13 protein-coding genes are annotated in these 23,658 nt (G+C 42.4%); 3 read left to right on the forward strand and 10 right to left on the reverse strand.

What is annotated here, in order from left to right; genetic code table 11:
- Window positions 1–45: 45 nt before the first annotated feature.
- The 7 genes from QE417_RS05270 to QE417_RS05300 form a co-directional block, all read right to left on the reverse strand.
- Window positions 46–918 (reverse strand): sialate O-acetylesterase, encoded by an 873-nt coding sequence (locus QE417_RS05270; RefSeq protein ID WP_311948039.1) that lies wholly within the window; start codon window positions 916–918, stop codon window positions 46–48.
- Window positions 915–1,805: an alpha/beta hydrolase gene (locus tag QE417_RS05275; protein WP_311948041.1), complete on the reverse strand. Its 891-nt coding sequence runs from the start codon at window positions 1,803–1,805 to the stop codon at window positions 915–917. The genes QE417_RS05270 and QE417_RS05275 overlap by 4 nt, the downstream gene beginning before the upstream one ends.
- Window positions 1,806–1,831: 26 nt before the next feature.
- Entirely contained in the window at window positions 1,832–3,094 is a 1,263-nt protein-coding gene (locus QE417_RS05280; protein WP_311948042.1) for a glycosyl hydrolase family 8, read from the reverse strand.
- Between the two features lie 21 nt (window positions 3,095–3,115).
- Window positions 3,116–5,059 carry a family 43 glycosylhydrolase gene (locus QE417_RS05285; RefSeq protein ID WP_311948044.1) on the reverse strand — a complete coding sequence of 648 codons (1,944 nt, stop codon included), beginning with the start codon at window positions 5,057–5,059 and terminating at the stop codon, window positions 3,116–3,118.
- Between the two features lie 351 nt (window positions 5,060–5,410).
- A complete protein-coding gene (locus QE417_RS05290) occupies window positions 5,411–7,561 on the reverse strand; it encodes an alpha-glucuronidase family glycosyl hydrolase (RefSeq protein ID WP_311948046.1) in 2,151 nt (716 codons plus the stop codon).
- A gap of 321 nt (window positions 7,562–7,882) precedes the next feature.
- Complete coding sequence (locus QE417_RS05295) at window positions 7,883–9,229, reverse strand: family 43 glycosylhydrolase (protein ID WP_311948048.1); 1,347 nt, start codon at window positions 9,227–9,229, stop codon at window positions 7,883–7,885.
- A gap of 44 nt (window positions 9,230–9,273) precedes the next feature.
- The gene (locus QE417_RS05300; RefSeq protein ID WP_311948049.1) at window positions 9,274–10,860 is read right to left on the reverse strand and encodes a glycoside hydrolase family 43 protein; all 1,587 of its coding nucleotides are present in this window, start codon (window positions 10,858–10,860) and stop codon (window positions 9,274–9,276) included.
- 392 nt (window positions 10,861–11,252) lie between these two features.
- Here QE417_RS05300 and QE417_RS05305 point away from each other — a divergent pair, with 392 nt between their 5' ends.
- The gene (locus tag QE417_RS05305) at window positions 11,253–12,923 is read left to right on the forward strand and encodes a glycoside hydrolase family 43 protein (RefSeq protein ID WP_311948051.1); all 1,671 of its coding nucleotides are present in this window, start codon (window positions 11,253–11,255) and stop codon (window positions 12,921–12,923) included.
- A gap of 103 nt (window positions 12,924–13,026) precedes the next feature.
- Here the strand turns inward: QE417_RS05305 and QE417_RS05310 are convergent, their stop codons facing one another.
- A complete protein-coding gene (locus QE417_RS05310) occupies window positions 13,027–17,190 on the reverse strand; it encodes a hybrid sensor histidine kinase/response regulator transcription factor (RefSeq protein ID WP_311948053.1) in 4,164 nt (1,387 codons plus the stop codon).
- Between the two features lie 441 nt (window positions 17,191–17,631).
- Between QE417_RS05310 and QE417_RS05315 the strand changes: the two genes are divergently transcribed.
- Window positions 17,632–17,922, forward strand: a complete 291-nt coding sequence (locus tag QE417_RS05315; protein ID WP_311948054.1) for a GntR family transcriptional regulator — start codon at window positions 17,632–17,634, stop codon at window positions 17,920–17,922.
- Window positions 17,923–18,007: 85 nt separating this feature from the next.
- The gene (locus QE417_RS05320) at window positions 18,008–20,638 is read left to right on the forward strand and encodes a glycoside hydrolase family 3 C-terminal domain-containing protein (RefSeq protein WP_311948055.1); all 2,631 of its coding nucleotides are present in this window, start codon (window positions 18,008–18,010) and stop codon (window positions 20,636–20,638) included.
- Window positions 20,639–20,799: 161 nt separating this feature from the next.
- Here the strand turns inward: QE417_RS05320 and QE417_RS05325 are convergent, their stop codons facing one another.
- Window positions 20,800–21,831, reverse strand: a complete 1,032-nt coding sequence (locus QE417_RS05325; RefSeq protein WP_311948057.1) for a DUF5627 domain-containing protein — start codon at window positions 21,829–21,831, stop codon at window positions 20,800–20,802.
- Between the two features lie 32 nt (window positions 21,832–21,863).
- Window positions 21,864–23,636 (reverse strand): RagB/SusD family nutrient uptake outer membrane protein, encoded by a 1,773-nt coding sequence (locus QE417_RS05330; protein ID WP_311948058.1) that lies wholly within the window; start codon window positions 23,634–23,636, stop codon window positions 21,864–21,866.
- Window positions 23,637–23,658: the final 22 nt, after the last annotated feature.

Raw genomic sequence — 23,658 nt, forward strand, 5'->3', positions numbered from 1 at the left:
TCAGGATATTTTATTTAATTGTAATCAGTTCTTAAAATAACCTCTTTATTCCGGCTCGGGAATATTATAGCCAAGCAAAGCCAGCATTTTGGCACCATACCGTTTCCCGAGCTTGCGGCAACCGGCAGCATCAAAATGCAGGTGATCGGTGGCACAAGTGCAGCCTGCCGATGAGATGATGAAAGAGTTGGGTACAACCTCGGGTAGCTTGCCTATGATCTTATTCATCGAAGCGCAAATGCCGCCTTGATCGGCGTTGACCACCTCTCCGGCCAGCAAAGGAATTTGCGTTGGGTTAAGCGATAGATCCTGTACCAGATTATTATACACTCCTTTTACCTTTTGCGTCCATAGCGTATCGTTAACATTTGATTCGCCCTGATGTAACAAGATCCCTTTAATTACACCTTGTTTTTGTGCCATTTTAGCCAGATCGACCAATTGCCCGTAAGGGTTGCCGCTATACTCAACAACCATATTTTTAAGCCATTGCGGTCCACCGGCCACGTACGATTGATAGTTTATCTTATCAAACACCTCGATTTTTGAACCTGCAACTGATACGTTAATTACTCCAACGGTTACATCTTCAGGTAAGTTGGCTAACAGTGTTCGTCCAAAATAATCAGCCGGGGTAAGCCCGGTATTACAGCGGCAAAGCGGTGGTTGGGCGGTATACCAATTGCCTTTACTCCTGCCCTTTTCGGTGCAATCAACAGCCTGTAAAACTTTAAAGCGTTTATCAACCGTGGTGTCCTGCGGTTCAAAACGGGCGTTACCTTCCATGTTTGATTGCCCCAGGCACAAGAATATGTAGAACTTTGAATCCTGGGCTGATGCGGTTATGGTTACCAGCACCAGCAAAACAGCAGCCCCCCACTTAGCAATGCTGCGCATTATTGTACCGGCAAACTTCATTTGTTATCTGCTGCTTTATTCAAAAATACAGAAGGTGGAACCGGCTTGAAAATGAGTTGCGAGAACATATACAAACCGTTTTTCCATACTTTAAAATCATGAACGCCCGGCTCAATAAAGTACACATGAGGAACGCCTTTTTGCTCCAGGTATTCATGTGTGCGTTTGCTGAAACTGAGCAGCCCATCGCTTTCACCGCATGATATAAATAATAATTTCAGTTGTTTTTTAGCAGCCTCCGCATCGGGTACTAACTCCTCGGGTTTGCGGGTGTTGGGTGCCGATGAAAAGCCACCAACCCAGGCAAACTTGTCAAGGTTGCCCAACCCGAAGTTTAACGATTGCCCACCTCCCATTGAAAGACCAGCAATGGCCCTATGCTCGCGGTCTTTATTAACCGGGTAGGTTTTCTCAATGTAAGGGATCAGGTCGATCAACAGATCCTTCTCAAAAGTTGCAAAGGCGGCAACCTTATCGGCAGCCATGATATTACCGGTTGGACGGTCATCTTTCATAGCGCGGCCGTTAGGCATCACAATGATCATGGGAACTGCTTTGCCCTGCGCATACAGGTTATCCATAATTACCTGCGGTTGCCCGCCATTTAGCCATTCTTTTTCATCGCCGCCAATGCCATGTAAAAGGTAAAGCACCGGGTACTTTTTCTTTGCCGAATAACCCGGAGGCGTATACACCAAAGCCTTCCTGGTAGTACCTACTGTGTTGGAAGTGTAGGTAATGGAATCGAGCTTACCGTGTGGAATATCGGCTTTGACCTTATCAAACCCTTCGGTAGCAGGTTGCAGTGCTCCTTGCGCCGATGCAGCAAGTGCCATTACCGATAGCAAACCTGCAAAAAGGTATGGCTTAAGAGAAATCTTTTTCATGGTCATAAAATTTAAGTTTTGAAATTCTATTTAGATGTTGTTGGTGTAATCAACTGATATTTACCGCTTAGGTGCATTAAACTGAAGAGATACATTAAGCCATCGTAATAAGGGTCAAAGTATCCATCCTCATAAGGCTCTAACTTGGCGTTCCACAAGGCTTTCACAAAATCGGTGCTTTTCGGCTCATTGTTTATTAATGATGCAGTGGCCGCAGTGGCTACCAAGCCTATAGAGTGCCTAAGTTTTTTTACATCACCTGCCTGTAATATAAAATCGGGGCGCGAACCATCAAGGTTGAATTGATCTTCGAAAGTATTAATGCCTTTAGACCGCAAGAAACCCTGGAATCGTCGGGCATAATCTTCCTGCCATGCGCGGTCTTTGCCAAACCAAATGTAGTCCATGGCAATATTCATAGGCACACGCCACGAGTCGTACCTGAAAGCGGGCGGCATCCACGGAGTTGGATGTGGCTTGCCGCTAAATTCGGTATAATCGGCATTTAATCCGGTCACCGGGTCACATGCCCTGTGCAAAAACGCTCTCGAGGTATCGGCACAATCTTTATAAAACTGTTCATGCCCATCTTTGGCATACCGCACCCATACTTCATAAAAAGCAGGCAAGTGGTATGATGGATCGGTCCATAAATAATTCCGGCCTTCCGGCACAAAAGTGATCTGCTTATGCTCGGTATTAATGAGATTAAAAATATTACCGGTGCCATCCTTTTTCCACATCGCATCAAGTATCCGGCGGGCTTCGGCATAATAATTTATCCCGGTGTTGTTGCCCCAGCGGTTGGCAGCAAAAAGCAGACTGGTAATGTAATAAAGCTCTCCATCGGATGCCGAACCTTCTGAATTACGTTTCAGCGTTTCGGGGTTTATGCTCCAGGCAAAGTAACCTTCGCGGGGTCCGTTTTGATGTTGCAGGTGTTTTTTCGACCACCTCCAGATGCGGTCAAACACGTCCTTTTTATTCAGCTGCACAGCAACCATCATTCCATACGAAAGCCCTTCGGTGCGTGCATCATGATTTTTCACGTCGGATACATAAGCCATGGTATCGCCCACTTCAAAATATACCCGTTTAGGCCCTTCAAAAACATCATAGTAGGCCTTGGCAACCTTTTTATCGATCTCTTTTTGACTATACCCAACTTCCTTAAAAAGATTGCGGTATTGATTGGTTTGTGCCGCAGGTTTCCGTTGCTGTGCTATAACAACAAACGGGCATAATAAAGCGGCGATAGTTAATGTTTGTAATCTCTTTATTAAATACACAATGCTATAAATTGATGGTAACTAATCAATGAACCTGATACTCTTAATGGAAACACTTTGAGCCGCGCCCGGCAAAAACCGTACAAATACATCATGCTGGCCGGTCGTCTTTTTAATGCTCCTTTGCGATAGTTTCCATTGAGAAGCTCCCTCACCTTTAAGGGAAAATGAAGCCAGCAACTTTCCCATTTCAATATCATCTGCCCATATTTCTAACTTTGCGCTACCTATGCCTGATGTGTTTATGGAGATGGCCGACGGCGATACATTTCCCATTTCCACACCCGAAAGCATGAACCAGCCGCCGTTATTGGTAGTGGTTGTTACTGTGCCATCTTTGCGTTCGACCCCATAATAGTTGCTGAAGCCTACGGCAGGCAGGTCCGATTTTCCATCTTTACAAATAAACAGATCGAATGAGGCAGGCTTACCTTCGGCAAATAAGCCAACGCTTGTGCCAACCCAACTGTTAAAATTTGGCTGCGCTTTATCAAGGTTTATAGCACTTATGGGTTGGCCGAGCGAGGTCCATATTTTACCATCGGCACTGCAATAGCCGGTAAGTTGGTGCTCGTTACGTTCTAATTTCAACCATACCACATCTCCAAAAGTGTTGGGTACCGACCGCACGGCCGTGTCCATTTTGAAGATGATCTTCTTGCCGCCATCATACCCCGAATAAAGTTTAACCGTAACTTTTTGATTGCCGTTACTCACGTAAAATCCGGCTTGCTCTGCCGGTGCCGATGCATTCAAGTCAACTTTGGTTACTGCAGAATACCAGTGATCGGTTTCCTTTTGCATAATGTGTGCACGACTGGTATCGGGTGTTAAAGTGATCCACCCTTTTTTTGTATTTAACGAATAGCTTTCGGCGGCTTTTTTTGTGAGGAAATGCCAAGGCAAACCTAAAGTTGATTCATCAAAATAATCCGATTCCACACTGCGCCAGCTAATGCCTCCCTGCGGTAGATTGGGCTTAACAACCGGCTGCGTGGTTGGTGCCATTCCCCATGGGCGATCGCCCTCCCATGTTACCGGGTATAAGGCAGTTTGGCGGCCAAGACCCGACCAATCATCATTATCATATTTTTCGTAGCTCTGTCCAATTGTCCACCAAGAGCCATCTTTGAGCTGCACAGGTGCCGCAATATGATTGGGTCTGCGAAAGCCTACTTTAGCATCGGTGATGGGCTTGAAGAAATTGCCTAATCGTTCCCATTTGGTAGAGTCGGCCGTTAACGCTGAAGCTTTTAATACGTACTGACCTCCCGAAACATCACCTGCGGGGAAATAGTAATAGATCCCATTGCGCTTACTCATCACAGGACCTTCGGCCCAGCTGTATTGCAGTTTGGCATTTATCCAGTCGAGGTTAATTACCTTGTCGGTAAGTTGCCCATCCTTACCCAGTGCCTGTAGCCTGTTTACTTTTTGGCCATTTTTAATAATCATGTAGGGTTTACCATCATTATCAACAAATATTGAGTTATCATACCCCAGCGGACCTGTCTCAGCATTGGTTTTAACTTGCACCGGTGCCGACCACGGTCCCTTTGGCGAATCAGCTTTACAAAACCACTGCCCTCCTGCCGAAAAGTATATCCAGTAAGAACCATAGAAATAGGTAATTGCCCCCTGCCAGATACCGGCCGAAGGACGATCGCTAACCCACTTTGCTGCCGGGGCGGTAAGCACCCTGCTTATTACTTCCCAATGCACCAGATCTTTTGAATGGTAAATGGGCAGGTAAGGGTTAAAATGAAATGTTGAACCACAATGATAAAAATCATCGCCAACTTTGAGCAATGTCGGGTCTGGATGATCGCCGGGTAAAACAGGGTTTGCATAGGTTTGAACCGATTGGTAAAATGCTTTATCGGCTTCGGGCTTAACTTGTGCCGTTGAACCCAAATAACATGATAATAAAATGCCTAATGCCCCCAGTGGGTATAATTTATTCATAGTAATTATATAACCCTTGGTAGGGCTGATTGAATTGGTTAGTAGTTTGAATTGACAGTGAACGAGAAGCCGTGATAAACTTGCATTATCTAAAGCGCTCTTATTTAAATTATCGCTTAACCCAAAACGTTTACCATTTTGAGTTAAGCGAAAGTAGGCCAATACCCCCTGCTAATAAATACTCAATTGTTCAAAAACAGGAGAAGTTTGTTTAAGCAAGGCAGCTATCATTCTATCAACCTGAAAACAACAATATCCTATACTAAAAACAGCAAAAACTACGCTTGAACAAATTTCTGTGATAGTTGAACGTATTTTTAAGACACCTATATTGAACATTTATATCATGTACTAATTTACTCCCAGCCCTGGTACGTTAGGGAATTTCAACGAGCGATAATATTGCAGATCATGCTCGGGTTTTGGATACTTGGGGTCGATAGGCATTTTAGAAAAAGTTTGGAAGTATAACACACAGGAGTTGCGCCAGCGTACAGCTTCTTCATATTGAACGGCCATCAATTGCTCCACCTCATTAAACCGTACCGGGTCAACATAGGGCTGCATGCCTTTCCAAACTTGCTGCATATCTTTTACGGCATCTACACCAGTGTAATATCTTGCAACCATCTCATTCCACAGCGTTTTGCCCGAACGCATTTTATAGTTCCACGGCAAATGATGAAACCAAAGCAAATACTCATCAGGACAATTTTCAAGCTTACCAAAGTAGTCCCTAACTTCAGGGTAGTACTGGGCTACGGCATTGCTACCTGTAGCCGTACGATCAAAACCCACGCCGAGGCTATCGGCCTTATGGTAGTATACTGCTGTCCAGTCTGCTCGCCCTATATTGTCTGTCCAGGGGCCGGGACCATAATGCCCGTTAGCGCCCATAATGTGATGTAAGCCAAGCGGTGTCATATAGTTCACCGCATTTTCACGCGAGCGCATCATCTGGTCTTTCATCGGTTTTATGAAACGCTCGTCGTTAGTAAAAGTCATGCGCAGCCAGTCGTCGGCAATTTGTGCGGCATCGGCCTGTGGGTTCCATGCAATCCGTCCAAAGCTGTACCAATTAGATTGGGCAAACGGATGCCCGCACCAGTTTACATCGGTACCAATGTTAGCTACACCGGCCATAGCGGTTAGCTTCTTAGGCAGGTATTTACCTTCTAATATATTAGCTACCGTGGTGCCCTCCCCTTTTGCATAGGTATCAGCATCAAGGCATTCTTTAAATAATGGAGCTTCGTATACCAGGTGTGTAGAAAAACCAAGATACTCCTGTGTAAGCTGCACTTCGAGCATTAAAGGTGTTTGAGATAATGCACCAAATAAGGGGTGGAAAGGCTCGCGGGGCTGAAAATCGATAGCGCCATTTTTAACCTGTACAATTACATTATCATTAAATTTACCATCCAGAGGCTTAAACTCGTTGTAAGCCTGTTTAGCACGGTCATCGGGCACATTATTATCGTAAACAAACGCACGCCACATTACAATTCCTTTGTGCGGAGCCAACGCCTCGCCCAGCATATTAGCACCATCGGCATGGTTTCGTCCGTAGGTTTGCGGGCCTGGTTGTCCTTCTGAATTTGCTTTAACCAGGAATCCTCCAAAATCGGGGATGGATTTGTATATCTCAGCAGCCTTGTCTTTCCACCATTTTTTCACGGTATCATCTAATGGGTCTGCTGTTTTTAAACCGCCTAACTCAACCGGACTGCTGAATTTTACCGACAGGTATACTTTAATGCCATAAGGCCTGAATGCGTCGGCCAGGGCTTTAGCTTTTTCAATATAAGCCGGCGTAAGCATAATAATATTGGCATTTACATTATTAAGCACCGTGCCATTAATGCCTACCGAGGCGTTAGCCCGGGCATAATCTATATACTTTTGATCGATATAACCCGGCAATTTGTGCCAGTTCCAGATAGAAAACCCGGCATAGCCACGCTCTACGGTACGATTAGGATTATCCCAGTGATTTAACACCCGTACCATAGTTTTTGGCCGCTCCGTAATGTTAAGCTGATCGATGTTTTTACCTGTTTGCATTTGTTTTAAAAAAGCAAACACGCCGTATAATACACCCAAATCAGTTTCGGCAGATACAACTACCACTTTACGGGTACCTTGAACTATGGTATTAATCACAAATCCGTCGTCCGATAGATCACCTGGTTGTACCAGTTTTCGCAACTCGCCTATTTGGTTAAGCTTTCCTATTACAAGGTTACCTTGCGCCAATGCCACTTGAGCCGGAACAATATTGAGCAAGCCTTTTGAACCCATCCATAGCTCCTGGTGAGCGGCTTTTAATTGCGGTGAGCCTGATGCAAAAAACACTTTGCTCAAAACCGTACGGTATTGTATTGCTACTTCAGTGTTTTGTACAGGCCTGTAGTTAAGCCACAGATCGTAATCACTTTGTGCATAAGCTCCGCTTAAACAAACTATAAAACCAATGGTGGCAATAATGTGTCGTAAATTCATAAGGAATAATTGGTAGTAAACTGCGTTACAAGTCTTCGCAATCGATTGTAAATATAATTACTAAATAATTCACTTTGACATTTTTGGTGTGATTTTATTGAAATGTACCCTTATAAAGAAACTAAAAAGGCGATTTTTATATTATTAAACCTCATTTTTCTCACACACTATCAACGTGACCCACGGTTTAATTTAATTGGTTTAGAAGGACAGCGCAAGGCTGTCCTTCATATTTTAAAAACCTATAATCGATCCGCTTTTTGCACATACCTTACTAAGTGCTTTATTGAAATATTGGGAATCAGATTTACACTCAATAATTTATTGAAATTTCAACCAATCAATATTTACAGGGGTGTTGCTTTCTGAAACAATAAATAAATCATGCATACCTTTTACCGGGTTGATAACCGGATGATTACTGAGTGTCCATTCTTTACTTTCCTTTAAACGAATGCGTGCTATTGGTTTACCTGTTGGTTTGCCCGAGTATATGGCCAACTGCGCACCTGCCGAACCCATCGCCATTATCGAAAGCTTTTTAGGATTGTTTTTAAAGTCAACTGTATTGTAACGCAACCAGGCACCCTTACCATTTAACATGGTCATCCAGCCATTAAATTTGTTGGCGGTATCAATAAAATCAACTTTTACGCCGTTGTTACTTATTGCATTGTAACGGTCGATCTGTATTTTACCTGATGCCTGAGTTATGCCTATTCCGCGCAGTGTAGGCATAACTTTGCGAATAGTGCCATCTTTTTCAAAAAACAAACTGTCGGCACGAATAGACCGGTTTTTATCAAATGAAGGCGACAAGTCTTTATCGTGATAAAACAAATACCACTGGTTTTTAAAGTTGATAATGGAATGGTGATTAGTCCAGCAACCACTGGCCGATTCATCCATAATTACCCCTTTAAATGTGAACGGACCAAGCGGCGAATTTGATGTAGCGTATTCTAAACGCTCAGTTTTATTGGCAACGTGCGGATAGGTTAAGTAATAAATACCCGCGCGTTCAAACATATATGGCCCCTCTTTTAGCCCTTTGTCGGGCAACTCTCCCAATGTTTTAGGTTCTGTGGCCAGTTCCAGCATGTTTTCTTTAAGCTTGGCACCGTAAATATTACCCTGCGACCAGTATAAATAAGCCTGTCCGTCTTTATCCATAAAAACGTTTGGATCAATACCACGTACACCCTGTATACCTTCGGCCTGTGGTTTAAACGGCCCGTAGGGCTTATCGGCAACTGCTACACCAATGCCAAAAGGCTTACGTTCACCCTCTCCTTTAACCGTGGCAGGGAAATAAAAATAATACTTTCCATTTCGAAAAACGCAATCGGGTGCCCACATGCTGTAAGCGGCAGGATCGGCCCAGGGCACCTGGGTTTGGCTAACGATCATGCCGTGGTCTGTCCAGTTTGTTAAATCGGCCGATGAAAACACATGATAGTCTTCCATGCAAAACCAACCTACCCTGCCTTTACCCGGTTGTGCACGAATATCATGCGACGGGTAAACATACACCCGGCCATCAAATACCCGTGCCGAAGGATCGGCGGTAAACTGATTGGTGATAAGCGGGTTTTGAGCTGAAGAACTTGCAGGAATGATGCAGATCAGCCCAATGCCAGTAAAAAGATGTAATAAATATTTTTTCATGAGAGGATGCAGTTGTATACTTCGAAGATGGATTTATAAAATGTTTAATTGTGCGAACTGATGCTATCGCTTATTCTGAAATAATCAACATCAACGTATCCGCCCACAGCTGCCGTAGCATAATTAAATATGCCAAAACGGTAGCCCATAAAATGTGGTATGGTGTAGGCCATTTGTAGAGTTGTACCTATTAGCGTCCAGGTATTACCATCCAAACTATAATAGAAATAGGCTTTATCGGTACGGTTTTTAAAATCACATTCGGCCTTTAGATAAATCTTATTTTGTGTAAGCGGCAAAGTAGCGGCTTCAACAGGAGTTTTGGTTTGCCCGTTAACCATGACGATGTGTTTTTTGCCATCCAGCATTTTCACACCTACCCATCCGTATCGTTGCTGCAAAAGTAGCAGTCCGGCACAGTCGCCATCTTTCATTTTTGAAACATCAATAGCTATTGACCCCGAACTTACCGGGCCAATGGTACGTTGCGTAAGCGTATTCCGGGCCAGCATAATGGATGTATCAATTCGTCCGGTTGTTAAACGCAGGTAGCCTGCACGGGCATTTACCGACCATAGTGTATTATCAGGGTTATGATTCCACTGCCAAATCAATGGCAAAGCCGCATCTCCCTTACGCCTCGAAAACTCATCGGATGCAACCAATGACGGGATGAGGCCTTTGCTTGCCGGTAAATCGAGCGTTTCGAGTACTTTACCATTTACACCCAAAACCGGCCAGCCGTTTTCCCAGGTAACAGGTACCATGTAAGGTATACGGCCTACCGCTCCATTATCCCTAAAAAGATATGCATACCATTTGTCTTCAGGTGTGCTAATCAATCCGCCCTGGGCTACACCTTTATCCTGCAAGGCAATGCGCCCTTCGTAAGGCCCTGTCAATTTATCGGCACGGTGAATTATAACCGTGCGCATACCTCCTTTTGGCCAGCTGATATTGAAAAGATAATACTTGCCTTTAACTTTGAACAGCTGCGACCCTTCGGCAGGTAAACCGCCATCGGTACCTGATATAGCTGTTGCATTTTCAATTATTGTCTGCGGTTTAAAATCGGGGTTAAGACCAGTTAAATCGCTGTTTAGCTGGGCCAGCATAATGCGCCCGCTGCCATAAAGCATATAAGCCTTGCCATCTTCATCAAAAAATAAAGAATGATCGTGTAATGCCGGTTTGAATGATGTTACCTTCCAGGGGCCATTTTCGATATTATTTGTACTGTAGATGTAAGTGGTGTTGGTAGTGCCTGAAAAGGTACTTACATAATACTTACCCTTATGCTCGCGCAAACTGCTCGCCCATGAACCGCGCCCGTAAGTGCTTTTGCCATTTATCAAATCCAGTTCGTTTGTGTGTGCCAGCGTATCATAAGCATAACCCACCATCGACCAATTTACCAGGTCTTTTGATTTCATGATGGGTAAACCCGGGCTCATGTGCATGGTAGTGCTGCTCATGTAATAAACATTACCCACCCTGATCATTGAAAGATCTGGAACATCAGCATAAACTGTTGGGTTTGATGCTTTTTGTGCAATCACATTATTAGTTACTCCTACGGCTATACCGAGTAAGCACAATGCGCCCAACGCACTTTTTTTAAAAATAAACATTTATAGGTCAATTGGTTAATGAACGTATTAGGTATTGTACATTTAAATAGCATGACCATGAATATCGGCAGGTAAGAGAGCTGACATTCATGGCTTTAAAAGCCTATGGTTACAAATGCTAATAAACATTAAAACACATCAAATTAACTATACAAATGTTCAATATGCTTGGCTAAATGTTCATTAATTAAATGAGAATGACTGCAACGCCATTTCAAAAGTATATTATTAAGTATTTTGAATAGTTGAGTTAGCAAATCTTTTGTGCTGTATTAGCTAAGCTTAAACATAACTACCTGTGATTTGAACATTTGAACAGCACGCTAACCTATTACTCAGGTAATTTTATAACCAAGACTAACTGATTATTTATCTTACTTATTTACTACAAAATGGTAAAATCTTTTTTTTGTATTGCTGCATTAATTTGTGGCTTACAGGCTGCTGTATTAGCTCAAGCGCAGGTTACAAACCCTATCCTATCCGGCTTTTACCCCGACCCAAGTATTGTTAGGGTTGATAAGGATTATTACCTCGTTAACTCCACATTTGCTTACTTCCCGGGTATACCGGTTTTTCATAGTAAGGACTTAAAAAACTGGGAACAAGTTGGCAACGTGATAGACAGACCGACACAGATGACCTTTATGGGCGACCGTGTTACCCGCGGACTATTTGCACCAGCCATTAATTACCATAAGGGTACTTATTATATCACCTGTACGCAAATTGACCAAAAAGGAAACTTTATAATGACGGCTAAAAATCCGGCTGGCCCATGGAGCGACCCAACATGGTTGCCTCAGGTACGCGGTATCGATCCATCATTGTTTTTTGACCAGGATAAAGCTTATGTAGTGTACAATGGAGATGCGCCGGATAATAAATCATTATACAGCGGGCATCGCACCATACGCATGTACGAGCTTGATCCAACAACTTTAAAGGTAACCGGCGAAAACCAGATACTGGTAAATGGCGGTGTTGACATTACTAAAAAACCGGTTTGGATTGAAGGCCCACATATTATGAAAGTAGGTAACTGGTATTATTTATATGCTGCCGAAGGCGGCACCTCGGTCAATCACTCTGAAGTAGTTTTTCGTAGTAAAACCGTAAACGGCCCATACGTACCTTATGAAAAAAACCCGATCTTAACGCAAAGAGATTTACCCGCTGACCGGAAAAATCCTATTACATCGGCGGGCCACGCCGAGTTTGTAACCGGGCCCGATGGTAAAACTTATGCTGTATTCTTGGCTGTGCGCCCTTACGAGGGTAATTATTATAACACTGGGCGTGAAACTTTTCTGGCTCCGGTAGCATGGAAAGATGAATGGCCGGTTATTAACCCCGATAGCAAAGAAATTCCATACAAATTCACGCTGCCTTATCCCGAGGTTAAACTTGCCAATCAAAAACCTCAAAGCGGTAACTTTGCGTACCAAACCAATTTTTCTAAAGGCATTGATGCATCGTTCCTGTTTTTGCGCACTCACGAACCAGGCTGGCTTACAACCAATAAAACCGGTGGCTTAACCATGCTTTTAAGCAAAGAAACCTGTATGGGTAAAGGCCATCCATCATTTGTAGGTAAACGTCAACAGCATATTAAGTGTGAGGCTACAACAACTTTAAAGTTCAATGCCAATAGCCAAAATGAAAAAGCCGGTTTGCTGGCATTTCAGGATGAGCGGCATTTTTATTTTGCCTGCCGCTCAAAAGACAGTGCAGGGCATGCCGTTGTACAGTTATATAAATCTTCAGCCACTGCTGAAAAAATGGAACTAATGGCCGAGCAGGTATTAAAACAGCCAAACGAAGACTTAAAACTAAGAGTTACAGCCAACGGCGATACATATGGTTTTGATTATGCAGAAGGAAAACAAAACTGGCAGGTTTTAAAAGACCAGGTTGATGGGAAGTTTTTGAGCACACAGGTAGCAGGTGGCTTTATTGGTACTTTGTTTGCACTATACGGCACCTCAGCAGGCTCGGAATCGAACAATAAGACTACATTTAAAGATCTTTCGTACAAAGGAGACGACGACATATATAAATAATTGCCTTTTACAATTCATTACAAAACAAAGGCCGCTTTGCAAAAAGTGGCCTTTGTTTTTACTTGTATTCTTAATTAAGAGTGGTAACCAGTAATAATTTTAACTAAGACGCCACATCTGTTTTAGAGCGTACAGGTTTTCTTTTTTGACTTACATATTCAGATGGTAGCATTTGGTATTTAGCCTTGAATGATTTGGCAAAGTAATTTGGCGTGGCAAATCCTACGGTGTACGCAATCTGGGCAATATTTAGATCGCTATTCTCCAACAGCATGGCGGCCTTTTCCAATTTAATGGATCTGATAAACTCTACTGGGGAAAGCCCCGTTATTTCCAGCAATTTATTGTACAGCGATCCCCGGCTCATGCCAATATGCCTGCTCAAATCTTCAACCGATAGCTGTGTATTAGTTAAATTCTCTTCGATGTACTTTAGTACCGATCTTAATAACCTTTCGTTACCCGATTCTACCTTAAGCTCGGTTGTGGCCAATTTAACCTGTTTGGTGTATGTGTTTTTTAAGGTACGGTTTAAGGTAAGCAAGTTTTTAATACGTACATTAAGTATATCAAAGCTAAAAGGCTTATTTAAATAATCGTTTGCGCCCGAAGCTAACCCTTTGAGTTGTTTCTCTTCGCCTGATGATGCAGTGAGCAGAATAACAGGAATATGACCTGTTCTTTTATCTCCTTTAATTTTCTGACTTAGCTCCAATCCATCCATGTATGGCATCATCACATCACTTACAACCAGTTCGGGGTGGCTGGCTAAGGTTTTTTGCCAACCTTCTTTACCGTTAGCTGCCTCAATAACCCTGTAATGCGATTTCAGGTTATCACGCAAGAAAAATCGAAAATCCTCATTGTCTTCCACTATCAATATCAATGGCAAATTATCATTTCCTAACACTTCATGTTCTGTTAACTCATTAGACAGGCGGACATCCGGTTTTAAATCTACCTCATCAATAGCGGGCTCCTTTGCAAGAGGTTCAGCCTCGATTAGTATATCAGGCTCAACCGTTTGGAACGGCAACTCAATCCTGAAAGTTGTTCCTACTCCCTCTGTGCTATTAACACTAATTTGCCCGCCATGCATTTGTACAAATTCGCGCACGATGGACAGGCCTATACCGCTACCCTGATCAGGTACTGCGCTTGAACTCTTACTTTGATAAAATCGCTCAAAAATTAATGCCTGGCTGTTCTTTTCTATCCCTACCCCGGTGTCGGAAACTTCAATAATAAGTGTGTTCTCTGTATCGCCCTCCAACGAATGTTGTAGGTATGTAACCAACATCACCTTGCCTCCCCCCGAACTAAATTTAAAGGCATTAGACAGCAGATTGAAAAGTATACGTTCCAGTTTATTAGGATCATAGGCCATATGCAATCGGTCAACCGAGGTATTGATAATGAATGCGATCTGCTTCTTCTCAGACAAGTCCTGAAATGACTCGCAAACCTCAAGGATAAATGAAATTACATCTCCCTTAATTAAATTCAGCTTCAATTCACGCTCTTCAATTTTCCTAAAATCAAGTAATTGATTAACCAGGTTAAGTAAGCGGCGTGTATTTCTTTTAACCACTTTTAATTGAATGATCGAATCGCCGTCCAAATTCTTCTGGTTCATCATTTTATCAACCGGACCCATAATTAATGAGATAGGTGTACGGAGATCGTGACTAAGATTTGTGAGAAATTTAATTTTTAACCGGTCTAACTCGTGCAGACGTTCGGCCTCTCTTTTGCTATGTTCCTGTGTAAACTCGCGTTTAAGTTTTTGAATGCCACGGTAACGGATAACTAACAGTGAAGATATAGCCAACCCAACATAAAAAAGGTAAGCCCATATGGTCATCCAGAAAGGCGGATCGATACGTATTTCTAATAAAGCCGGTTTATTGTTCCATATTCCGTCGTTATTACTCGCTTTAACCTCAAAAACATATGTGCCTGGACTTAAGTTAGTATAGTAAGCAGTTGTTTTTGTACCCGCGTTTATCCAGTCTTTATCAAATCCTTTTAACCGGTATTGGTAGCGGTTTTGCCGGGGACTGGTAAAATTTAATGCAACAAAACTAATAGAGAAGTTTTGCTTGTAAGTAAGCGTAGCGTTTTTAGCAACTGAAATATCCGCATCAAGCATAGTTGAATCTGTACCTGAAATAGTTTTATTGCCTACTTTAAGTTCGGTAAAAATAATTTCGGGCACACGCCTGTTAAATTTAATAGCCTGTGGGTCAATAAAGTTAAGCCCTTCCCCTCCTCCAAAATACAGTGTACCATTTTTTGCAAGCAAGCCTGCACCATTTTTAAAAGAACTAAACTGCAATCCGTTATAGTAGCTGTAATTTGTAATCCTACCGTTTGATGGGGTTAGCCAGCTTACGCCTTTGTTCGTGCTCATCCATATTCTGCCATTACGGTCTTGTAACAAGGCATGAATAACACCGTCGGCAAGCCCGTTTTTATCAGTAAGCAGCTCAATCTTCTTTAAACTTGCGTTTATTTTCATTAATCCATCGCCTGCGGTACCAACCCACATGTTGCCATTCTGGTCTTCAGCGAATGTATTGATTTTATTACTTGGCAATGCTCCGCTAAACTGGTTTAATGCTTCAAAATTTCGCTTACGCGGGTCATATACAGCTATTCCAGTACCATATGATCCAACCCACATACGGCCTTGCTTATCTTCTTCCAGTGCCCTTATATAACCATTCAAGGGTATAAACTGCATATTTTCACCTTCTATAGGCGGGCCATATTTTAAGAATGATTTTGTGCGTGGATCATAAACATTTACCCCACCACCATTGGTACCAACCCACATACGGCCTGCCTTGTCTTCCTTTAAGCAAAATACTTCATTGCTGTTCAAAGCCTGGTCGGTACTTCCTTTAGCAAAATGAGTTATACTTCCATTGGCAGGGTCGAGCCTGAAAAGTCCTGATTGATAAGTACCTATCCATAAACTACGGTCGCGGCTGCGTTCAAGTGCAAGTATTTTGAGGTTTGATGACTCAACCCCGGGCACATGTAATGGAATGTGTTCAAAAAGGCCGGTAGTGGGATGATAAATACTCAGGCCTCCACCATCGGTACCTACATATATATCACCATTATCTCCATAAGCCAATGAACTTACAAATGGAGCATTAAGGCCAAAAACATCATATGGGTTGCTTTTTTTTAAGCTAAAAAATGTTAGGTTTCTATCGTATTTATTAATACCTGCATCATATGTGCCTATCCAGGTAATACCGTCGCGGTCGTTCAAAATGCTCTTAACAACACGTCCGGATATGCTCGACACATCGCGCCCCACCGGAAAATAATGCCGCATGTTGCCTGTTTTTATATCCAGGATGTTCAGGCCATCTTCGGTGCCTATCCACAGGTTGTTTGCATTATCGGCACTTATTGTATAAATAGTATTATCGCTTAATGCGCGCGGCCCGTTACCAGTTGTTATGTTATTAAAATTATTGTTAACACGGCTATAATTGCTTAAGCCGCTGTTTGTACCAAACCATAAACTGCCCAATTTATCCTCAGTAATAGTTTTAACCAAATCTGAGCAAATGGTTTTTTCATCTCCGTTACGATGTTTGTAAGCAGTAAAATCTTTTCTATTTGCGTTGTGGCTAAACAAGCCATACTTTGTTCCGATCCATATCAACCCTGTTCTGTCTGCATAAACAGATAGAACCTCCCCGCGCCCAACTTGCCAAGGCACTTTTTTATCATTACCAAATTTAGTTACCTGGTTAGTGCGCGGATTAAGCATATTGAGCCCACCTAATGTGGCAACCCAAATATTGCCTTTATTATCGCTGCAAATGCCTTTTATGTTGCCGCTTGATAAACCGTCTCCAATTAAACTTTCCTTGTAATGGAAAAAATTATTCTTACGCCGGTCGTATAAATGCAGCCCTGCGCTGGTGCCTACCCATAGCCTGCCCTGCTTATCTTCATGTAAGCTCGAAACCTCGTTGCTACGGATGCTGGTTGAATCTTTAATATCATGCCGGTAGATCACAAAATTTAAACCGTTAAATTTTGTAAGCCCGTCTTCAGTAGCAAACCATAGCAGGCCGTAACTGTCTTTTAAAAATGCATTAATAGTATTTGAAGGCAAACCATCCTTTGATGTAATTGAAGTAAAGTGTAGTTCCTGTTGTTGAGCATGTAAGCTTTGCTGAAGCAAAAGCATGAATATTAAGCTCACTAATAGGCGGTAGTGTAATGGTCTTATCATAAAAGGTGTTAAAACACAGAGCTATGAGCTAAGATATTCTTTTTTCAAAACAACTTATAGTTTTAAAAACAAACACTTAACTGAAGAACTGATGCTTTTTTTAATTGGTTTAGCAAATATAGACTAAACCTATTCAATGCTCATGGAACTAATGTATTTTTTGATGCGACTATAGTTTAGTCAAAAGTTGCATACGCATAACCGATTTATTTATAAAATACAATAAGTCAAATACTTATACCAAACACTGCTTCTTTTTAATCGCAATAGATTTCAACATTTGTAATAATTATTGTTTAACTGAAAGAAAACGCTATAAACATTCTTTGCCTACTTATGCAGAAATGAATATTAGGTCATGGCCAGCATTTAATAGCTTTACTTATGTTTTAACACAGCAAGGCTTATTAGCTATTTGAGTAATTTCCTAACCAAAAAAGTATGTTACCTATAACCATGATCAATTGGATTCCCAATTACTTGTCAAACATGCCGCTACATTTGCAGCTGGCAAAATCAGTAAAGCAAAGAATTATTAATCAAACACTCCGGTATGGTCAAATCCTCCCTGCAACAAAAGATATTGGCATACGGCTTGGTATTTCTGCACAAATCATAAAATCTGCATATATTGAGTTGCAAAATGAAAGCCTTGGGTTATTACAGAACAACGGAACTTTTGCAATAACCATTAAAACCCAGGTAATGAAGATAAATACACTGCATTCCTGAAAAACCATTTAAAATTATAAACCAACCATTTAACACCCGGTGATTTGTACCGGCTTAACCTGTTACAACCAAAACTTATTGTAAAATGAGGAGATCGACTATTTTTTACTCACTAATTTTAATATCAGTAATGGGCTTATGCCTGGCATTTGATACTCCCCGTACCGGGGATTTAAAGTTTAGAAATCCGGCGCTTAGTATTGAAGAGCGTGTTAATGATTTAGTATCAAAACTAACTCTTGAAGAAAAGGTTGGGCAAATGCTTAATGCCGCGCCTGCCGTTGAGCGCTTGGGCATACCCGCCTACAACTGGTGGAACGAAAGCCTGCACGGTATTGCCCGCACGCCTTTTAAGGTAACCGTTTACCCGCAAGCTATTGCCATGGCAGCAACTTTTGATACCAATAGCATGCACCGCATGGCCGAGTATACTGCTGATGAAGGGCGTGCGGTTTATAACGAAAGCGTTAAGGCCGGACACCGTGGTATTTATCTGGGGTTAACTTACTGGACGCCCAATATCAACATTTTCAGAGATCCGCGCTGGGGACGTGGACAGGAAACTTATGGTGAAGACCCTTATTTAACTGCTAATATAGGTGCATCATTTGTGCGTGGTTTGCAAGGTACTGATCCGGTTTACCTTAAAGCGGCGGCATGTGCCAAGCATTATGCCGTTCACAGCGGACCAGAATCATCACGTCATGAGTTTAATGCAGAAGCTACCGATTACGACCTGTGGGATACTTACCTGCCTGCCTTTCATAAGTTAGTTGTTGATACCAAGGTGGCCGGCGTAATGTGTGCTTACAACGCTTTTAAAGGTCAGCCATGCTGCGGAAGCGATTTGCTTTTAAACAACATCCTTCGTAATAAATGGAAATTTACCGGTTACCTTACTTCTGATTGCGGTGGTATTGACGACTTTTACCAAAAACACAAAACCCATGCCTCGGCCGAAGACGCCGCTGCAGATGCCGTTTTACATGGCACCGATATTGAATGCGGTAACGTGACTTACAAATCTCTTTTAGGTGCAGTGCAGCATGGTAAAATTTCCGAAAAGCAACTTGATATTTCATTAAAACGCTTATTTACCATTCGTTTCAGATTGGGAATGTTTGATCCTCCGGCCAAAAATAAGTACGCCAAAATTGGTGCAGAAATGCTGGAGACGCCTGAGCATAAAGCCCACGCATTAAAAATGGCCCACCAGTCTATTGTATTACTCAAAAATCAAAACAATGTATTGCCCTTGAGCAAGCATTTAAAAAAAGTAGCAGTAATTGGCCCCAATGCCGATAACCCTATCAGTGTTTTAGGTAATTACAATGGTACACCATCTGAAATTAGTACACCATACAAAGCCATTAAAGCCAAATTGGGCAATAACGCCGAAGTTTATTATGATCAGGGCATAAGCTATACCAGCGAAAGTTACACCCGTAATATTGACTTAGGCGAGTTAGGCACCATAAACGGCCAAAAGGGTTTTAAGGCAGAATACTGGCAAAACGGAACATTAAACGGTCAGCCTGCCGTTACCCGCCAGGAAACGGCCATTAATTATATATGGCGCGATGGTACTTTTGTTGTGGGACAAGTAAGCCAAAAGAATTTTTCGGCTCGTTGGTCAACTAATTATGTTGCAGCAAGCAATGATGATATTAGTTTTGAACTTACAGGAAACAAGCCTTATAAACTTATAATAGATAACGAAGAGCGCACATTAAGCGGAGAGCCCGATGGTTTTGGCCCTAAAACTTATACCTTAAAAGCAAAAAAAGGCCAATCATACCAGGTTGTTATTGAGTACCGCCAAACCGAGGGACGGGCAACTTTTAGTTTCAAATCGGGCGTGGCCATTAAAGCGGATGTAAATGCAATTGCGCAAAGTGTTAAAGATGCAGATGCCATCATTTTCGTGGGCGGAATATCACCTCAACTCGAAGGTGAAGAAATGCGTGTAAATGAAAAAGGATTTAACGGCGGCGACAGGACTTCGATAGAGTTACCTAAGGTACAAACCGATTTACTTAAAGCGCTTCAATCAACTGGTAAGCCTGTTGTTTTTGTAATGATGACCGGCAGTGCCATCGCAGTGCCGTGGGAAGCAGAAAACGTACCGGCAATAGTAAACGCCTGGTACGGCGGTCAATCTGCCGGTACGGCATTGGCCGATGTGCTTTTTGGGGATTATAATCCTGCTGGCCGCTTACCGGTAACCTTTTACAGGAGCGATAAGGATCTACCTCCGTTTGAAGATTATACCATGAAGAACCGTACTTACCGTTACTTTACAGGTAAACCGCTTTATGCTTTTGGGCATGGCCTTAGCTATAGCAAATTCAACTATGGTTCGTTACAAATACCTGCCACTGCAGCGCATGGTAAAAATGTGCTTGTTAAGGTAAAGGTTACAAATACCAGTAAAATTGACGGCGAAGAGGTTACTCAATTATACATTACCCATCAGGGATTAAAAACACGTGTACCCATACGTGCACTTAAAGGCTTCCAACGTAACCTCGTTAAAGCCGGCGCAACTAAGGAAATATCATTTGTACTAAAACCTCAAGATCTCCTGATAACAGCACAAGATGGAGAACAGAAATTTATGCCGGGTACAATTACCATTAGTGTTGGCGGTAGCCAGCCAACTCAAGTATCAGCTTCAACCAGGCAAACCATTAGTAAATCTGTTTTACTTAGATAAATAATAACATCAACAAAAAGGCTTGAGCAATTGCTCAAGCCTTTTTGTTGAAAAATTACTGGCAATCGGGTTCAAATTAGCCCAATCATCATGTATCCATAACAAATCAGGCCTGATAATAAGTACAGGCCTGATTTGTTGTTGTTCTAATAATTTGTTACTTACTTCTTCTCAACGTCAAAGTATTCGGCTTTAATACCTCTGTCTCTTACAACTAAGGTATCTTTAGTAGCATATTTAATGTTCTGCACTTTATAATTTAGTGTGTAATCGAGATAAATGGCACTTCGAGCTGATCCACCTATACTGTTCTTTTCTCCGTTTGAAACAAATTTACCGGTTCCGGCAATGTCAAAATCGGTGGAATTGCCGGTTACGGTACAGGTTCCATTATCGGCAAAGGTTAAAACCAGAGTTACGTTCACATTAGTGCCCGATGTGTTTTTAATAGTAAGTGGCAGGTTCACACTTTTTAACGAGGTAGTAACTGCGTTAACCACCTGGTTATTTTCGACGTATTGGGCATGGCGAAGCGATGTACTTACTGTGCCATTAGCTTGGGTAATTTGGTCAACACCTCTACGTAAATAGTTTGCATGCCATGGGTTTACATATTTAACGCCATACAACACATAATCTTTAGGGGCTGGCGACCAATTTAACGCCACCACGCGCGACGGATTTGTAACCGTTGCTTTTCCACTCAATATAGAATCGGCTCCGGCAACTTTAGTCATTACCAAAGGGATAACATAATTGCGGGTTAACGCCTTGGGGTCAGCAAAAAAAGCATCTGTCAATTGTACCTCTACCCCACCTAAAATACTGCCTTTAGGTATGGTGATCTGATTGGATGCCAAACGATAGTATTGTGCAGGCATGGCTTCAATTTTAGAGCCGCCGCCACTGTAAAACAGATTAGTCAGCAGGCTTTCATCCACCCTAAAGTCGATCAGCACATCCTGTTTACTGTCATAAACTCCCCCTAAAGTGGCCTTAATAGAAATTTTGCGCTGATTGTCTAACGTATTATCTACAAACAAATCCTCTCCCAAAACAACGGTACGTAAAGGATACTGGCTGGCAAAATATACGGTTGAATAATCAAAATCAGGAAATACGGCATCCTTATTACATGATGCCAGTAAACCTGCCCCTAACACTAATCTCGTTAATATTCTATTGATTTTCATGTGATTTACAATTTTTAAATTAGATCAAATTATTATCTCCAGCCCTGATTTTGTATGAGCTGGTTGTACTTTAAAACTTCGGAGTTAGGGATTGGGCCATAGTACATATAGCTTTGGTAATTACGGGTTTCCACATTAAAAGGCGTGTATACCCCGGCATTTACATCAAGTCCACGAGTTATTTCGTTTAGCTTAGGCAAATCAACTTTCCAACGGCGAAGGTCCCAAAAACGGAAGCTCTCGAAACACAGTTCAATGCGACGTTCATTGCGTATCAATTCACGCATTTTAACCTGATCTGCCCGGCACTCTTCCAGGTATGGGTCGGTATTTAAGTTTAATGATCTTTTGCGTATTGCTTTGATGACATCATAGGCCGAGTAAGATCTTGTTCCGGTTCCAGATGGTCCATAAGCCTCATTAGCAGCTTCGGCATAATCAAGGTACATCTCGGTATAGCGAATGCGCGGATTGTAGTGATTTTTACCGGTTAAAGAATTGGGGTTACGGTTTACATCCATCCGCAACCGCTTTTTCATGTAATAGCCGGTACGGGTTGAGGTGCTCCTGGTATTAATACCGTTATCGGTACCCGAGAGGCTGCCTGTACGTATAACCGCGTTTGATACACCAGCAGTGCTTCCATCATAAATAATGTACCTGGCAAATCGTGGATCTCTGTTTGCATACGGTGCTGCAGCATTGTAATTTGCACTAACATGATTAATTGGATAACCGTTAGCCATAGGAAAGGCATCTACCAGGTTTTGTGTTGGATTCATGTTGCCACTACCAAACAAGGTTGGCGGAAAATGTAAACCCTCCTGCGTGCCATCATTGGTTACAATGTTCTCGCGCCAAAGCATTTCGGGTGGGTTAACGCCGCTTCCTACTGCATCAATTTCGGCAGTGTTGGTAAAGTATGTCCAGCCGTTTGCGGGCAAGCCGTTCACGCCGCCTTTATAATCAATTACTGCTCCTGCATAATCAGCCGCATTTGCCCAGGTAGTTGTGTTAGAGCTGTTTTGAAAAGCCGGACTTGCCGCCAACAGCGCCACTCTTGCCCTGAATGCCTTAGCAATCAATCCGTTGAACAACAGCCTGGCCGTTTGCCCCATTACGCGGTTGTAAGTTTCGCGATTTTGGGTATAAGGCTTAAAGCGATCGGGCACAGCTACGCCAGTGGCAATATCATTATATTCAACCGGCAAATAAAGCTCGGCGCTATCCAAATCCTTATGAATTTGCTTTACGCAGGCGTCAAAACTGGCACGGGGAATATTATAATTCGCTTGCCCGCTTTGGTATTCGGTAAGTATAGGCACTCCGGTAAGCTGCCCATTACTTGCAATACCGCCGTGGTTACGCAGCAAAAAGTACAAGTAGAGTGCCCGCAAGCCAAAAGCCTCTCCCCGCATGCGCAGGTTAAACAGCTTTGATGCCTCAGGGTCGGCCGCCCATTTTACTTTGTTTGAGTTTTCCAAAAACAGGTTGATGTACTGCGTTCCTTCGTATGACTGGTTCCATACCGAAGTTGGGTTATTAGATGCCGTCCATGAACCGGTGGCTATTTGTAAATACGTATTGTTAAGTAAGTTAGTTACGGCATCATCTGTGGCATAATCAGAGTTATCGTAATAAGTAGGTATGGTTCGGTAAGCATTCATCAGAAATCCTTGTGCAAAATTTGCATCGTTATACATCTGATCAAGCGTCTTGAGGTTCTCGGGCTCGGGGTCTAATATCTTCTTGCAACTTGCCATAGACAGCAGAGCCAATCCGAAAGTAATTATCTTAAGTTTCATAATAGTTATGCTTTACTTGGTC

It is taken from the genome of Mucilaginibacter terrae (assembly GCF_031951985.1).
GTDB lineage: Bacteria > Bacteroidota > Bacteroidia > Sphingobacteriales > Sphingobacteriaceae > Mucilaginibacter > Mucilaginibacter terrae_A.